General features: G+C 39.7%; 15 protein-coding genes and 1 tRNA gene. 6 read left to right on the top strand and 10 right to left on the bottom strand.

Features of this window, described 5'->3' with window-relative positions; translation table 11 throughout:
- Window positions 1–216 precede the first annotated feature (216 nt).
- The 10 genes from AC0KSB_RS10095 to AC0KSB_RS10050 all read right to left on the bottom strand — a co-directional run bounded on the left by AC0KSB_RS10095 (window position 217) and on the right by AC0KSB_RS10050 (window position 9802).
- Window positions 217–299: transfer RNA gene (locus tag AC0KSB_RS10095), tRNA-Leu, on the bottom strand.
- A gap of 69 nt (window positions 300–368) precedes the next feature.
- Window positions 369–2360: a glycoside hydrolase family 13 protein gene (locus tag AC0KSB_RS10090; protein ID WP_472308868.1), complete on the bottom strand. Its 1992-nt coding sequence runs from the start codon at window positions 2358–2360 to the stop codon at window positions 369–371.
- Window positions 2360–3823, bottom strand: a complete 1464-nt coding sequence (gene glgA, locus AC0KSB_RS10085) for a glycogen synthase GlgA (RefSeq protein ID WP_472308866.1) — start codon at window positions 3821–3823, stop codon at window positions 2360–2362. The genes AC0KSB_RS10090 and glgA overlap by 1 nt, the downstream gene beginning before the upstream one ends.
- Window positions 3820–4932 carry a glucose-1-phosphate adenylyltransferase subunit GlgD gene (gene glgD / locus AC0KSB_RS10080; protein WP_472308864.1) on the bottom strand — a complete coding sequence of 371 codons (1113 nt, stop codon included), beginning with the start codon at window positions 4930–4932 and terminating at the stop codon, window positions 3820–3822. Before glgD ends, glgA begins: the two co-directional genes overlap by 4 nt.
- A 25-nt stretch (window positions 4933–4957) precedes the next feature.
- On the bottom strand, window positions 4958–6217 hold the full coding sequence (locus AC0KSB_RS10075) for a glucose-1-phosphate adenylyltransferase (RefSeq protein WP_472308862.1): 1260 nt from the start codon (window positions 6215–6217) through the stop codon (window positions 4958–4960).
- 139 nt (window positions 6218–6356) lie between these two features.
- Window positions 6357–6905: a 2-oxoacid:acceptor oxidoreductase family protein gene (locus AC0KSB_RS10070; RefSeq protein WP_472308860.1), complete on the bottom strand. Its 549-nt coding sequence runs from the start codon at window positions 6903–6905 to the stop codon at window positions 6357–6359.
- Between the two features lies 1 nt (window position 6906).
- Window positions 6907–7656 (bottom strand): thiamine pyrophosphate-dependent enzyme, encoded by a 750-nt coding sequence (locus tag AC0KSB_RS10065; RefSeq protein WP_472308858.1) that lies wholly within the window; start codon window positions 7654–7656, stop codon window positions 6907–6909.
- 15 nt (window positions 7657–7671) lie between these two features.
- The gene (locus AC0KSB_RS10060; protein ID WP_472308856.1) at window positions 7672–8736 is read right to left on the bottom strand and encodes a 3-methyl-2-oxobutanoate dehydrogenase subunit VorB; all 1065 of its coding nucleotides are present in this window, start codon (window positions 8734–8736) and stop codon (window positions 7672–7674) included.
- A 15-nt stretch (window positions 8737–8751) separates the two neighbouring features.
- Entirely contained in the window at window positions 8752–8958 is a 207-nt protein-coding gene (locus tag AC0KSB_RS10055) for a 4Fe-4S binding protein (RefSeq protein ID WP_472308854.1), read from the bottom strand.
- Between the two features lie 145 nt (window positions 8959–9103).
- Window positions 9104–9802, bottom strand: a complete 699-nt coding sequence (locus tag AC0KSB_RS10050) for a P-loop NTPase family protein (RefSeq protein ID WP_472308852.1) — start codon at window positions 9800–9802, stop codon at window positions 9104–9106.
- 156 nt (window positions 9803–9958) lie between these two features.
- Between AC0KSB_RS10050 and AC0KSB_RS10045 the strand changes: the two genes are divergently transcribed.
- The 6 genes from AC0KSB_RS10045 (at window position 9959) to AC0KSB_RS10020 (ending at window position 17051) form a co-directional block, all read left to right on the top strand.
- Window positions 9959–10327 carry an OadG family protein gene (locus AC0KSB_RS10045; protein ID WP_472308850.1) on the top strand — a complete coding sequence of 123 codons (369 nt, stop codon included), beginning with the start codon at window positions 9959–9961 and terminating at the stop codon, window positions 10325–10327.
- 102 nt (window positions 10328–10429) lie between these two features.
- Complete coding sequence (locus tag AC0KSB_RS10040) at window positions 10430–11653, top strand: sodium ion-translocating decarboxylase subunit beta (protein ID WP_472308848.1); 1224 nt, start codon at window positions 10430–10432, stop codon at window positions 11651–11653.
- Between the two features lie 158 nt (window positions 11654–11811).
- The gene (locus tag AC0KSB_RS10035) at window positions 11812–13041 is read left to right on the top strand and encodes a cofactor-independent phosphoglycerate mutase (protein ID WP_472308846.1); all 1230 of its coding nucleotides are present in this window, start codon (window positions 11812–11814) and stop codon (window positions 13039–13041) included.
- Between the two features lie 956 nt (window positions 13042–13997).
- Entirely contained in the window at window positions 13998–15383 is a 1386-nt protein-coding gene (locus tag AC0KSB_RS10030; protein ID WP_472308844.1) for a methyltransferase MtaB domain-containing protein, read from the top strand.
- 17 nt (window positions 15384–15400) lie between these two features.
- Window positions 15401–16390: a CobW family GTP-binding protein gene (locus AC0KSB_RS10025; protein ID WP_472308842.1), complete on the top strand. Its 990-nt coding sequence runs from the start codon at window positions 15401–15403 to the stop codon at window positions 16388–16390.
- 19 nt (window positions 16391–16409) lie between these two features.
- Window positions 16410–17051 (top strand): corrinoid protein, encoded by a 642-nt coding sequence (locus AC0KSB_RS10020; RefSeq protein ID WP_472308840.1) that lies wholly within the window; start codon window positions 16410–16412, stop codon window positions 17049–17051.
- Window positions 17052–17083 lie beyond the last annotated feature (32 nt).

Raw genomic sequence — 17083 nt, 5'->3', positions numbered from 1 at the left:
GTAATCAAATTCAGCTACAACATATTGTCTTTCGCTGTTTAGCTTATATTTTATTCTAAGTATAGATTTATCTGAAAATCGATGATAACTAAAATCACCCGTTATATATGAAGATGGATCTTTTTATACAATATCGTCAAGGTATTTTGAAAAATAAAATCTAGTACCTGAGGAAAACAAAAACACCCAAGACCCTAGAGCCTCAAGTGTTTTCGATGGTGCGGCCAATGGGACTTGAACCCATATGGTCTCCCACACGCCCCTCAAACGTGCGCGTCTGCCAGTTCCGCCATGGCCGCATTTATTGTTTTTCTGAGGCAACTAATTTGCATCAGCATGAGCAATTATACGCATCTGCGGGTGGCTTGTCAAGAATGATTTTCTATTTTTTGACCATCAAATTCTATTATCCCTGAATATGGAGATAATGTAATGATCTGACCTGAAATATTAACTTCCGAACTGTGCTGACTACGATTAAATACTGCTAGAACACGCTTAGTTCCTGGGAGTATATTGCCAAAAACATCTTTGCTTTCATTATCAAGAGTTCGTTCAAAAGCAAAAACATCACCTTCTGCATAAAGAGCTGAATAATAACCTGTTTTTAAAACAGGAAGTTCTTTCCGCAGCTTGGCAATTTTTGCATACCATGCCTGAAGTTTTTTGTTTTCTTTGCCCCAAGGGAAAGTTCTTCTGTTAAAAGGATCCCTGTAGCCTTCCATAGCAGTTTCGTCACCATAATAAATAGCGGCTATACCCGGGTAGGCAATCTGAAACATTATCGCCAGTGCCAGAAGCTGCTCACCTCTTTTTCTTGCCGAATCAGAAAGTTTTGTTTTTTGTTGAGCGTCTCTGCTGCCAGGGTCGGGAATTCCCGCAATCTCTGTTATTGCTCTTGGTACATCATGACTGCTGATAAGATTCATGCTGCTGTAAAAACTAACAACAGGATAATGCTCCCTTATAGTTTCAAGCTCGTTAAGCATGCGTTTTGCGTCATGGCGTCCGGACAACCAATTTAAAAGAGCATTTCTAAATGGATAACCCATGATATTGTCATGGGTTCTGCCAAGCAGGAAATCTCTGTATTTGCCATAACTTACTTTGCGGCTGGCATCTTCCCACACCTCGCCCATGATAAATGAATCTTTTTTCTCTGCTAGACATGCTCTTCTGACATCCCTGAGAAAACTATCAGGCAATTCATCAGAAACATCCAGCCGCCAGCCTGATATACCAGCTTTGAGCCAGTATCTAATTATTCCCTCTGGCCCTGTCATATAATGACGATAAGATAAATCATGTTCATTTACAGCAGGCAAGTCAGGAAAGCCCCACCATGAGTCGTAGAAAACCTCTTCGTTTTTACGATGGAAACTATACCAGCTGGAGTATTTAGAACATACCTGAGCCGATGATTCCTGTTCAATGGCTTCCTGCCATGCTCCACGAACGTCATATCTGTCAAATTTATTAAAGTACTTACTGTCTGCTCCGGTATGACTGAAAACGCCATCCAGAATAATCTTGATACCGCGGCTTTCAGCCAACTGACACAAAGATTTAAAATCTTGCTCTGTTCCCAGCATTGGATCAATTATTTCATAATCTCCCGTATCATATCTGTGATTAGAACGAGCTTTGAATACAGGATTGAGATAAATTATTTCAATTCCCAGATTCTCAATATAATCAAGTTCTTCAATGATTCCTCTGATAGATCCGCCAAAAAAATCACAGGCAATATAACCGGTATCAGGCTTACCATGATAATCGACATCCTCATCCCATTCTTTATGCCATATTCTTTCAGGGTAATTTCCAGATTCAATCATTCTTTCATAAGAATATTCTGAGTCACGCTTGAATCTATCTGGAAAAATCTGATACATGACAGATCCTGGCAACCAGGCAGGAACTGAAAAAGCAGAAAGATGAACCGTTACCTGAAAAGGTGCCGGAGTCATGCCATCACCAGCCATAAACTGTGGGGCAGACGGACTAAAACGACCTGAACCATCGTACTTTTCCAGATCTGCCGTAAACCATGTTTTAGTATTATTTACATGAATTTCAAACCAGTAGAAAAAAAGTCCTGGTTCGGAGGGCATATCACAAATACCTTTATACCACTGATTTTCTTTCTCTGTTTTCACGTCTGCAGAAAGAGGCTTCAACTCAAGTCTTAATCTGCTTTGGTGAAAGGTTTTTAAGCCGTATGCATAACATAGATAAACTGACTGAACATTGTCTCCCTGAGGCTCTACTCTTAAAGAGAACCGAACTGCAGAATCGATAGAAACTGCACCAAAAGGTTGACGATATGCCAGCAAACGGCTGTTATGAGTCGCAAACATTAATTACCTGCCTGTCCTGTTGCACGAAGTAATTCTTCGTACATCTCCAAATAAGTTTTTGCCGATTTATCCCAGGAGTATTCTCCGGCCATGGCTCGTAAAACCATTGACTGCCATGCTTCCTGCGATTCACGATATACTTCGCAAGCATATTTTACAGTAAACAAAAGCTCATGGGCGTTTATATTGGCAAAAGCAAAACCATTACCTGTTCCTTCATACTGATTATACGGTTCTACCGTATCTATAAGTCCACCAGTTTCACGAACAACAGGTATTGTACCATATCTCATTGAAATCATCTGTGACAGCCCACAAGGCTCAAACAAGGAAGGCATTAAAAACATATCTGATCCTGCATATATTCTATGAGATAGAGGCTGGCTGAAGGTTATGCAGGCAGCCATTGAATCTGTATTCCTCTGGGCTATTTCGCGAAGAGTATTTTCGTAATCAGGATCGCCTGTACCCAAAAGAGCAAACTGAATATTTTCCTGTAACAATTCTTCCAGAATTCTGATCAGAAGATCCAGTCCTTTTTGATCTACAAGTCTTGTAATCATACCAATCAAAGGTGTATCCGGATCCTGCTTCAGACCAAGTTCTTTTTGCAGTGCAAGCTTACAGGCAGTTTTACCTTTTTGCCAATTATCAACATCATAATTTTCTGCAATCTGCTTGTCAGTTTTGGGATTATATGTTTCGGTATCAATACCATTTAATATACCTTGAAGTTTCCAGCTTTGTTCATTCAGAACATTATCAAGCCCTTCTCCATAATACGGCATCATGATCTCCCTCGAATATGTGGGAGATACGGTTGTTATTCTATCTGCATAAACCAGGGCAGCTTTCATAAAATTAGGCACACCATCTTTGAGTATTCCGTTATCATTAAGGTATCTTTCAGGAATATCAAGCAAATCCAGTATTCTTTCACGTCCATGTATTCCCTGATATTTTAGATTATGAATTGTAAACACAGTTCTTACATTCTCATGATGTCCATATGGTTTATAATTTGCATCAAGCAGGCAAGGGATCATACCGCACTGCCAGTCATTAAGATGCATTATATCAGGTTCAAAATTCATTGGTTTACCCATTGCATCAATTGCTGCCAGCTGGAAAAAGCTAAATCTTTCAATATCAAAGGAATAATCTATATATAGCTGATCATGTCCAAAATAGTATTCATTATCAATAAAATATATTTCCACTCCATTGAAATCCATACTCAAAAGGCCACTGTACATAGTGCGCCAGCCAAGCTTAAGCATTGACCAGCGGATAAATTTAAGCTGATCTTCATATTTATCTTTTATGATCTTGTATAACGGCATAATGACTCTGATATCATGACCAGCTTTTTTTATGCTCTGAGGCAAGGCTCCGGCAACATCACCCAAGCCCCCGGATTTGGCAAGCGGAGCAAGCTCAGAAGTAACAAAAAGAATCTTCATACTATTGCCCCCTTACCGATAACTACAGGATATTCGGCTTGTCCAAGCAGCTTAATTCCCGGTCTGATCACACAGTTTTTATCAATTATGACATTTTCCAGTTCTACAGCTTCCGAAACATGAACATCCTGCATGATAATGCAATTTTTTATAACAGCATGACGAGATATTGTCACTCCACGAAAAAGCATACTGTCTGTAACTGATCCCATTATGCTGCAACCATCTGATATCACTGAATTGCTGACAATATTGTTCTCATCATATAAGCTTGGAGCTTCATCTTTTACCTTTGTATATACCGGCAGACCAGACCAGAAAAGATCTTTCCTGACAGAGTCTTCTAGCAGCCGCATAGTAGCGGAAAAATAAGATGGAACAGAATTTATTCTTAGTGTAAGGCCTTTGTACTCAAACCCTCGTATTTTGTAACTGCTATATTTTTTTAATAAATAGTCAATTGAGAAATCATGTTCACCACGGGCTATCGATTCACTTACCAAATCGATCAATAATTCCCTGTCCAGAACCATCACACCCATAGAGCATCTTGTAGTTGATGGTTTTGCCGGATTAATCATCATATCTTTGAGATAACCACGACGATCCAGATCGAGCATAACACTGGGAGAACCGTATTTAACACCATCACGATTGTACATGATTGTCATATCGGCACCTGATTCTTCATGCTTGTTTACAAATTCATTAAGTAAACTATTGAAGATTATATTGCTGTCAGAAACTATTACATATTTTTGATTGTTTGACTGGAAAAAATCAAGCAATCCCGTAAGATCGTCTATCTCTCCACCTTTGTCTACATTAATTGAATTTATATAAGGCGGCAGAAGTGACAGCCCTTGCTTTTTTCTGTCCAGATCCCAAGAGCTGCCGGTTCCAAGATGATCCATTAGTGATTTATATTTATTTAAGGCGATTACACCAACACTTGTAATACCTGAATTAACCATATTAGAAAGCATAAAGTCTATAATTCTATATCTTCCGCCTATAGGCATAGCCGCAAGCGCACGCGGCTTACTTAAATCACCAAGTACAATTTTTTTATGATCGGCAAGAATCAATCCCATTGCATTTATAAACATATATTTTTCCCTCCTGTAAACTTAATCAACGAACACGGAATGTGTATTCCACAATCTCATCAGATTCCAATCCGTCTTCAAGTTCTATCATGCAGTTTCCAGGAATAACTACGCCCTCTCTGATGCATAAGCCTCGTCCAAAAACAGTAATGCCTCCACTGCAGAGTTTTTTATCTTCATATTTACAATCACCTTCAAAACTGGCACCAGCTCTTACATCCTTGCCAATTATTGTTTCAAAACCAACTATGCACTTATCAAGATAAGCCCCTGATTTTACGGTTACACCAGGCATGAGAATAGAGTCTTTAACAGTTGCTCCTTTTTCTACTGTAACACTGTTTGACAAAACAGAGTGTTCAACAGTTCCATAAATATTACAACCGTCGGTCAGGGCACTGTTTATTACTTTTGCACCTTGAGAAATATAATGAGCAGGTTTAATAGGGTTTCTACTATATATTCTCCAACTCCTGTCCATCAGATTTATTTCCTGAGGCCTGTCGAGTATATCCATATTAGATTCCCAGAGACTGCTTATTGTACCAACGTCTTTCCAGTAACCGCAAAATCTGTAAGCAGACAGTTTCATGCCATCAGCCAGCATGGAGGGAATAATATTTTTACCGAAATCATGGCTGGAATTTTTTATCAGCTCATCTTCAATCAACTTGCTGCGCAAAGCTTCCCAGTTAAATATGTAAACTCCCATAGAAGCAAGATTACTCTTGGGTTTTTTGGGTTTTTCTTCAAATTCAATTATGTTATTGTTCTTATCAGTATTCATGATGCCAAATCTGGAAGCTTCTTCCCAGGGCACTTCAAATACAGCAATAGTTGCATCAGCCTGTTCTTTTATATGACTTCTAATCATATTTGCATAATTCATTTTGTAAATATGATCTCCAGAAAGAATCAAAACATATTTAGGATCATAGCTTTCTATGAATTCTATGTTCTGGTAAATTGCATTTGCCGTTCCTTTGTACCAGTCACTCCGGGCAGAACTCTGATAAGGAGGTAGAATATATGCTCCACCGTTATTTCTGTCCAGATCCCAAGAATGACCATTACCGATATATCTATTCAATGCCAGCGGCTGATACTGGGTTAAAACACCTACTGTTTCTACTCCGGAATTTGTACAATTGCTTAAAGGGAAATCAATAATGCGGTAACGGCTGCCAAAGGGCACCGCCGGTTTTGCAAGATATCTGGTCAAAACACCTAACCTTGAACCTTGCCCCCCTGCAAGAATCATTGCAACGACTTCTTGACGCGCCATATTAGTACCTCCTATATTCATCTATTAATAACATTATAACTCATTGGTCTTTTTGCACAACAAAAAAGAGCAGTTTTCACTGCTCTTTCATCATCATTAACATAAAATTTATAAAAATATCGTGTTTATTGTCTATTGCTTATTGGGCAGTAAATTCGGCACCTTTAGCAAAAACCTCCATCTCTGCAGGTATCAGATGATGATGTCTTTCAGGCAAAACCTCTTTAAGAGCAGCTTCGAAAGTTTTTGCACTTATGCAATTACTGTTTGCGTTCATACAGCCGAGCAAATAAATAACAGCAAAATTCATATTGCCCAATTCATTTGCCAGCTCAGAAGCAGGTATTGGGAAAAATCTGATATCTTTTCTTTCAGGAACTGCTTTGACCAGAGAACTGTCAACTATAATCACTCCACCAGGTTTAACCTGGCGGGTAAATTTTTCCAAAGAGGGTGCATTAAGAGCAATTACAACATCTGCGTCATTTATTACCGGTGAACCAATCATACTATCCGATACTACAACTCCACAATTTGCGGTTCCGCCTCTCATTTCTGGTCCATATGAGGGAAACCATGATACTTCATGTCCCTCAAGCAAAGCAGCCGTAGCAACTATACGGCCGGCTGACAAAATTCCCTGACCACCAAACCCGGCAATAATTATTGAAAAATCAGTTAAAGCCATTTTATTTTACCTCCAGATCTTCTCCTCTGAAAACACCCAGAGGATACTTGGTCATCATATTGTCTTCCAGCCATTTAAGTGAATCGGCAGGATTTATTCCCCAGTTTGTAGGACAGGTAGAAAGTATTTCTACCATCGAAAAACCAAGACCTTCCTGCTGGACTCTGAAAGCTTTGCGAATCGCTTTTTTGGCTTTTGTTATTTCTTTGAAATTATTTACCGAAACTCTTTCAACATAGACTGCGCCCTCAAGCGTTGCCATCATTTCACTTACATTGATCGGATATCCCTGTTTTTGTGGATCACGGCCAAAAGGAGATGTGGTAGTTTTCTGTCCTATCAAGGTTGTGGGAGCCATCTGGCCTGAAGTCATACCATAAATGGCATTATTTACAAAAAATGTCGTTATCTTCTCACCTCTGGCGGCTGCATGTATTATTTCTGCTGTCCCAATAGCGGCCAGATCACCATCTCCCTGATATGTAAAAACCATATTATCAGGGTGTACACTTTTTATTCCTGTAGCAACTGCCGGAGCACGTCCATGAGCAGCCTGAACCATATCACAGGAAAAATATTCATAATTGTTATAAGTACAACCAACAGGTGAAACACCAATCGTACTTTCAAGTACATTCATTTCACACATTACTTCCGCTATAAGACGGTGAATAACGCCATGAGTACAGCCCGGGCAGTAATGCAGAGGCTTATCGATCAATCCTTCTGTTCTACTAAAAACTTTTTCCATATCAAATAATCTCCCTTACTGACCTGCAATCGCTTTAATCTTATCGAGAATCTCTTTTTGAGAAGGCAGATTACCACCCATTCTACCGTAAAAATCAACCGGCTTTACACCATTAACAGCCAGTCTCACATCCTCGACCATCTGCCCTGCATTGAGTTCAACTGTCAAAAATGCTTTTACCTTGTCAGATGCAGCTATTTCAGCTATTTTCTTTGTTGGGAAAGGCCAGAGTGTAATAGGTCTTACCATACCAACTTTAATGCCTTCTGAACGAGCCTGTCTGATAACATTGCGGCAAATTCTGCTGGCAACACCAAATGCTGCAATCACAATTTCTGCATCTTCACACTGCATAGTTTCTACTCTTACTTCATTTTCGGAAATAAGGCGGTACTTTGCCTGAAGATCATTATTCAAAGCTTCCATTACGTCGGGATTTATATATATAGAAGTGATTTCATTATGCTCATCACGGCCATTTCTCCCTGTAACAGCCCAATCTTTATTATATTTATCAATTGGCTCCTGATCTCTGAACTCTACAGGTTCCATCATCTGCCCTAATGTTCCATCGCCAAGAATCATTACGAGGTTTCTGTATTTATCAGCAATATTGAATGACTCTACTGTGAGCTCATACAACTCCTGAATACTTGCAGGTGCCAGAACAATATTTCTGTAATCGCCGTGACCTCCGCCCTTGGTTGCCTGAAAATAATCACCCTGAGCAGGCAAAATACCACCAAGCCCTGGTCCGGTTCTGACAATATTTACTACTACAGCCGGCAATTGCGCCCCTGCTATATATGAAAAACCCTCTTGTTTAAGGCTTATTCCAGGACTTGAGCTTGTTGTCATAACCCTGGCACCGGCTGCAGAGGCTCCATAAACCATATTTATTGCAGCAACTTCACTTTCTGCCTGCAGGATAGTTCCCGATACTTCAGGCATCCTTTTTGCCATATAATGCATAATCTCAGTCTGAGGAGTAATGGGATAACCGAAATAGTGACGGCAACCTGCTCTTACAGCAGCTTCGGCTATAACCTCATTGCCCTTCATTAATATTCTTTTTGTCATAATCTTTGTTCCTCCCTATCGCCAGACTTCAATAACATTATCAGGACACACGGTTGCACAGATTGTACACCCTGTACATTTATCCATCTCATCTACTCCGGCAGGGTGATAACCCTTACCGTTTAATTTTGTTGTTCGCAGTTTGATAATTTTTCTGGGACAGGCATTTACACATAGACTGCAGCCCTTGCAGCGTTCTTCACGAAACTCAACCCTCGCCATTTCATTTCCTCCCGTTGGTATAATTACATCCTCCAGACAGTCAACATTCCAGGGAATATCAACCTCACTTAGCAAAAATGCAGGATTACACTATTATAAAGATCAAAACTGTGTTTATCAACTACTGTTCAGTGTTAACTGTTAGCTAGCGGTCGTCAGATGGGTAAAAAATAGTTCTATGCATTGCCAATACAGGAATTTCAGGCTGATTAAATTGCCACAAATAATCAATTTTTTCTTCCATTACCGAAATAAAAGCAATCGGCAAATTGCAAACATCTGCTGCCGCTCTGACAATTTCCCAAGATTCCTCTATTATAAGGGTGTCACTAAATTCTAAAAGATTAGGGTTATGTACTATTCCTGTCAGTCTAAGTCCGCTCGAATGTTCAATTTCCAAAGCAGTTTTGGCAATTTTTTCAGGAGTATCGGTGAAAGGTCTATAAGGATTCACGACCAAAAGCAAATCACAATCAGCTTTCTCCATTTGTGGCTTTAATGAACCAAGAACTCTTGCACCTAAATCTTCACCGCCTATATCCAGTACACTATAAGCTAAGTCATCAGAAAATGTCCGGTTGATTTCCGCAGGCATGGCTGGAACATCAACATTTGTTCCGGCATATATTGATTTGATAAGCTCTACATTATTATCGGCAAGAGTTTTTGCCGTATCTGCAGATCTATAAAAAGGATTGATCATATCAAGGTCTGCCAGATATGTTTTTTTCTTTTTGGCAAGCCATATGGCAAAGTTAACGCTAACTTCTGATTTACCACTGCCATATGCACCTACAAAAGCAGTTATCCGTCTTGGTTTATAATGTATAAATCGTTCAATCATTCTGTAACCTCCGTATAATAGATGATGGATTTTTACAAAGTTTGTATTTTTTATAAGTTTTTATTTGCGTCTGTACGATTGATCAGGTAAAATGGTACTCGGAATTCTTTGGGCTTAAAGTAAGCTTTGAACCATTCTAACGCAGGAGGACGTTTTATGCCAATTGTCTCATTAACTCACTGGACCGAACAATTCAGCACTATAGGGGAGCAGGCTTTTCTTGGAATAACCATGTTGCTTGTTGGAATAACCCTAGTTCTGATAATCCTTGTATCACTGAGTATTATAGTCAGTCTGATGTCAAAAATTATCAGTGGTGCAAAAAAAGAAGGGCCGCCATCGGCGCCACAGATCAAAGAAGAGCCTAAGTCAGCGACTGTTTCTAATTCTGCAGCAGCTGCAGGAAACGAACATGATCCGGCTATAATTGCAGTTATTGCTGCAGCCGTGCAGGCTATGATGAACGGTGACAAGTCACCCAGCGCAAAAGCGGGCTTTACAATCCGCCGTATTCGCAGGGTATGATTGTTTTCATACATCAATCGTTCTAACGGCTGGCTTTCAGCCATAAAAATGTACAGAGTTGATTTTGCATAATCTATCTGTAACAACGACTGGAGGAATTGCATGCAATCCATCATAACAATTTTTCAAGCCTTCGGCGAAACAATCAGCCGACTTTGGCAGGTTTCAGGATTTGCCAATCTTCAGCTTAATCAGCTGGGTATGATTCTGATTGCCCTTGTTTTACTTTATCTGGCAATCGCAAAGAAGTTTGAACCGTTACTGCTTTTGCCAATCGCATTTGGTATGCTTATATCTAATATACCAATGGGCGGAGTTGTCCACATGGAATACTTCAACCCAGAGTACATTAAAGAACTCGGTTATGCTGACGGAACTCTCTTTGCCGTAAATGAAGTTTTGCATCATGGAGGACTTCTGGATTATCTTTATCTCGGTATAAAGCTGGGTATATATCCACCGCTTATTTTCCTTGGTATTGGTGCAATGACAGATTTCGGACCGCTTCTGGCAAATCCGAAATCGCTTATTCTTGGTGCCGCCGCTCAGTTTGGTATCTTCTTTACCTTCTTGGGAGCTTTGTTCCTTGGGTTTACACCTGATCAGGCAGCGTCAATCGGTATCATCGGCGGAGCCGACGGTCCGACAGCTATCTTCCTTACCAAGACACTAGCTCCTGAACTTCTTGGCGCAATTGCGGTTGCTGCTTATTCCTATATGGCTCTTGTACCTGTTATTCAGCCACCTATCATGCGTGCACTGACAACAAAAAAAGAGCGTGGAGTCGTTATGGAGCAGTTGCGTGAGGTTTCACGCAAAGAGCGTATAATTTTCCCAATAGCAGTTACAATGATTGTTGCTCTTCTTATTCCTGATGCTCTTACTCTGGTAGGTATGCTTATGCTCGGTAACCTGCTGAAAGAAAGCGGAGTTTGTGAAAGACTCGTCAAAACAGCAAGCAATGAGCTAATGAATATTGTAACCATATTGCTGGGAATATCTGTTGGTGCTACAGCAACAGCTGATACATTCCTCAGGATGGAAACATTAATGATTATAGTTCTAGGTGTTGTAGCATTTGCTTTCAGTACCGCAAGTGGAGTCATAATCGGTAAAATCATGTATATCGTAACTAAAGGCAAAATTAATCCGCTTATCGGTTCAGCTGGCGTTTCCGCTGTACCAATGGCTGCTCGTGTATCTCAGAAAGTTGGACAGGAAGAAAATCCGAACAATTTCCTTTTGATGCATGCTATGGGTCCAAATGTTGCCGGTGTTATTGGTTCTGCCGTTGCCGCCGGTATCCTGCTGGCATTGCTGCGATAATTTTTCTATCGTCTCGAAGCTATGTTACACAGATGATTTAATCAAGAGGACTCCTTTTCAGGAGTCCTCTTTTTTGATAATATATGACAGGCAGATTTATGATCTGCTCAAAGAATCGGAAAGGTCGATTTTATTACATAAATCGAAAAAGAAAACTAATGAAATATATAATTTTTCTTGGTGACGGTATGGCTGACCAGCCATTGGCAGAGCTTAACAATAAAACCCCTCTGATGGTTGCAAACAAACCCTTGATGGATAAAATGGCCGGTACAGGGTTATCTGGTATGGTTAAAACAGTGCCATCTGATCTTTCACCCGGCAGCGATACTGCTAATATGAGTGTTATGGGATTTGATCCTCACAAATATTATAGCGGCAGATCACCTTTGGAAGCAGTCAGTATGGGTATAGAGCTGGCAGAAAATGATGTAGCCTTCAGATGTAATCTTGTAACACTTAGTGAACCGGATAAAAACGGTAATATTTTTATGGACGACTATAGCTCAGATGAAATTTCGAGCGAAGAAGCTGCCATTCTGATATCGGATATTCAGCAAAAACTTGGTGACGGCGTAATAGATTTCCATGCCGGTAAAAGTTATCGCCATTGTATGGTATGGCATAATGGATTATTAGATATGGAGCTTACTCCGCCCCATGATATTCTGACTCGCAACATTGCCGATTGGCTGCCCAGAGGAAATGGTGCAGAAAAAATTCTGCAGCTTATGGATCAAAGCAAAGAGATTTTACAAAACCATCCGGTCAACGAGTCAAGGAAGAAAAAAGGTCTGCGCCCGGCAAACAGTATCTGGATATGGGGACAAGGAACCAGACCTCAGCTTCCTCGTATCGCCGATACTTACAACTTAAAAGCTTCTGTAATCTCTGCGGTTGATCTTATTTTTGGTCTCGGAATATGCGCGGGAATGGAAATAATTGATGTGCCAGGAGCAACAGGAAACATACATACGGATTTTGAAGGTAAAGCTCAGGCCGCCATCGATGCTTTCAAAAGAGGTCAGGATTATGTATATCTTCATCTCGAAGCACCTGATGAATGTGGTCATAGAGCTGAAACCGAAAATAAAGTTAAATCTATTGAATGGCTTGATCAAAGAATAATTAAACCAGTCTGGGATTTTTTGGAATCAAATAGACAAGAAACAGGTGAAGACTATCGAATGATGGTTCTTCCTGACCATCCTACACCTATTGCTTTAAGAACGCATACAAGTGATCCTGTGCCTTTTGCTGTTTACAGCAGTGATAACAGTCTGATTAATCCATCTTCTGGGTATTCGGAAGAACAATGTAACTTAACAGGTGTCTATATTGAGCCTGGGTATGATTTGTTCAGACGTTTTATAACTGGGAATTTCTGACAAAAATGTTTATATAGCCTTTAACAAAATCTGCTTTAAGCAGAAGCTCAGAGTAAACTTTTTTCAAGTATCTTTAATATTGAACTGTCTAAAGGGGCTGTCTCGAAACTGTTTGAAAGAACGTGAGAGACAGCTCCTTTTTCATGCCTAAACAGGCTAAAAAATTGGGAAAACCAAATCAGGACAAGTAATTTTTGTGGAAAATCAGTAAAAAACAAATTTATGGCGTACGAAATTAAGCTCAGGAGCGAATCTGAACTGAAAAAAATTTTTAAGCGGCTTGTTCAGGTGCAAATAGCGCCTGCCCGATTCGTCCGCATTGAATTCGCTTGTGGAGCTTGTTGACATTAAATCCAAGCACCAAATAGGTTGTTGTAATTGTCATATTTGACTTGGGGACACTCTATCTCAAATCAAAAAACCCTTAGAATGCCTGGCAATAGGTCTTTACAGCCGTATTTACCGATAACGTTGTCTGGCACTTGGTGCCAGACAACGTTATCGCTTTAAATTGTCAAATGTGCTGATATAAAGACACTTCAAAGGATTATTCTGAGATCCTTGTCTGGTACTAATATAATAAAAAGTCTGTATAAGCCTGCAAATAATGCGGTTACAGACTTGAATTAAATTATATAGAGTGTCCCCTTAATTGCGTTCCGGCACCGGCTCTCCTTTTCTTAGCCAATGAATATAGCCCCCTTTTTGCATTACCGGTTTGATAAAATTTTATGATCCTATGTATTTTTATGCTATATTTCCTACAGAATTAGTGCGATTAATTAATTTGTACAAATAATGACTTATTTTTACAATAATCTCTTGTCTTTGCAGGTTATTTTGTAAATACAAAGCGCGCAAAATCAAATTTAAGAATGAAATAATAGGTAGCTTGATAGTTAGACTTTGAAAACAAATTATTGCAGCTGATCCTATTATGAATGGGAGGAATCATTATGTCTTTAAAACAATTTAATAAATTGGCTTATAACTCAGTTGATGATTTTATTTTTGGCAAATCGCTGGAGCCTGTAACACTAAAAAATGGAATGGTCATCGGCGGAGGAGAGGTTTACCCGGAAATAAACTTTACCTTACCACCTATGATGATTACTGAAGAAACAATGCCAGATGTTCTAAATGTTTATAAGGAAATGATCACAGGAATTACTGAGAGAGCTGTCGATCTTTATGTTCCTGGTTTTGTAGCCGAAGTAGAGCTTCTGCCTCCTTGCACCTGGAATGCACAGTGGGGAGCCGATGTAAGTAAAATCCTGATTGAAACGATGAATGAATTTAGTCAGAAACATGGAATCAAAACAGCTCTTAGATCAACAATTATAGACGTTAGAGAAGGACGAGATCTCGAACATATGCATCGTGGAAAACAATGGGAAAATGTTCTTGATTCATTCAGGAAAAATGCTGCTGTAGGTGCTGATCTTTTGGCTATAGAGTCTATAGGTGGTAAAGAAACTCATGATGAAGCAAATATGTACTGCGATATTCGCAAAGCAATTTTCGCTCTTGGAGTCCTCGGTGTTAAGGATATGCGAATTCTCTGGTCTGAAATCGCAGCTATTGCCAAACAATATGATTCAATAGCATCAGGGGATACGGCATGTGGTTTTGCCAATACTGCTATGGTGCTTGCTGACAGAAAATTCATTCCTAGAACCTTTGCAGCAGTTGACAGAGTAGTATCTGCAGTTAGGAGTCTGGCAGCTATTGAAGCCGGTGCGGTAGGCCCTCATAAGGATTGTGGCTATGAAGGTGTATATGTTAAGGCTATAACCGGTACTCCTATTACAATGGAAGGACGTACAAGCGCAGTTGCCCATCTAAGCCCTGTCGGTAATATAGCGGCATGCGCGGCAGATCTTTGGAGTAATGAATCAGTACAGCAGATAAAACTTCTTGGAGGCTATGCACCAATCGTATCTATGGAACAACTTGCCTATGACTGCAGACTGATGAATGGAGCAACCAAAAGATCTCCTGAAGCAGCCCTTTTACTTCGCGATCTACATGCTGACAGTGATAGTTACCTGGATCCTCAGGCATATGTTCTTCGTCCTGATATCGTATTTGAAATATCAAAGAAAATTGTCGAAGATCAGAAAGGACCTTTATCAAGGTCAATAACAGCTGCTCAAGCCGCAGTAGATGCTATGCGTAAAGGCATAGAAACCGGCAAACTAAATCTGGATGAACGTGAAGCAGGCTGGCTTGACACTCTGGAATCTCAGATTGAATCAATACCTGTTGACGAAGAAGAATTTATTGAAGAAATGCTTGATGAGTGTGAAAAACTTAATCCTGAAATGTATGACCTCGTTTAAGCTTTAAGGTATCTGTCATGAGTAAAAAAATTGATCTGATAATTGTTTCCGGTTTTCTGGGAGCAGGCAAAACAACTTTCATCAGTTATATGCTGTCGGAAATCGCACGACGGGAAAATGACAGCACAGTCGGCAAAAAAACGGTCTATGTCGTAAATGAATTTGGACAAAGCGGTTTGGATTTAAATATCCTTAACCGGAACCTTGAAACGGTAAATAATCAGGAGAAATTGATCTCTTATGAACTGGACAATGGTTGTATTTGCTGCACATTAAAAGCTGAATTCAGCCAGCTGCTTGGAAAAATTATTGCAGAACATGATCCTGATAGAATAATTTTTGAGCCTTCCGGTTTATTTATACTAAGTGAACTTTTTAATGCATTATCTGGTGAAGAATATACAGACAAATTGAGAATATCAGCCATGATTTGTATGGTAGATGCTTCAAATGATGCAGTTAATTCGCAGACATATAATCAGCTGATGGCAAATCAGGCACAATTATCTGATTTTATTATAGTCAGCAAAATACCTACAGACCCAGAAGCTGCTGCAGAGGCTATAAGCAATATTACGCTTCACTATCCTTCTGTTGAAATGATAGCGGCTGATGCCTGTGATCTTGTGCCCGAAGATTGGGATAAAATTCTTCATAGCCGGAATCGCACTGTACAGAATACCAAGCGGCAAACTATGCGTAAACTCATGACTGATAAGTCTATCTGGATAAGAAAGCATGCACAAACAGAGGCAGTTTTAATTATACCTGCCAGCGCCGGGTTTATAAAATCAGAGCTTGAAAAAATAATGATACAAATAAAAGCTGGCGCTGCAGGTAATATTATTCGGGCAAAAGGTTATCTTATTGCCGAGGGAAAAAGTCAGCTCCTGCAACTTGTTAAAGATGAAGTAAGTCTGAAACCATTGAAATACAAAGAAGAGTCAAGACTTATTTTTATAGGACAAAATCTTAATAAAAAAAAGCTGGAATTACTATTTGAGTAAAATTTATGGAGGTAAAAAAATGGAATTATTAGCAAAAATATCGGAGGCTCTCCAAAAAGGAAAAGCAAAAGAAGTAAAAACACTCGTTCAGGAAGCATTAGATGCAGGACTTAGCGCACAACAGATACTTAACGAAGGATTACTTGATGGTATGGGTATACTCGGTGGCAAGTTCAAAAGAAATGAAGTATATGTCCCAGATGTTCTTATAGCAGCACGTGCAATGAAAGCAGGATCTGCTATTCTGAAACCACAGTTGGCAAGTGAAGGTGTAAAAGCCAACGGTAGGGTTGTTATCGGAACAGTTAAGGGCGATCTTCATGATATAGGTAAAAATCTTGTAGCAATGATGATGGAAGGAAAAGGGCTTGAGGTTATTGACATAGGAGTAGATGCTCCTGCCGAGAAATTTATTGAAACAGCTATGGAAACAGATGCTCAGATTATTTGCTGCTCTGCTTTGCTGACTACGACAATGGGCGAAATAAAAACAGTTATTGACGAAGCTGTAAAAACCGGGGTCAGAGATAAAGTTGTATTTATGGTTGGTGGAGCTCCTGTAAATGAGACTTTTGCCAAATCAATCGGAGCTGATATCTACACTCCAGATGCTGCCAGCGCTGCAGAGGCTGCTGCCAATGTTATCCTAAACGGTTTATAATTTTGCATCTTTTTTGAATAAAAATTTTCTAA

This window comes from Ercella succinigenes (assembly GCF_900002895.1).
The sequence above is the reverse complement of the archived record's forward strand: the minus strand, read 5'-3'. Positions and strand labels throughout refer to the sequence as shown.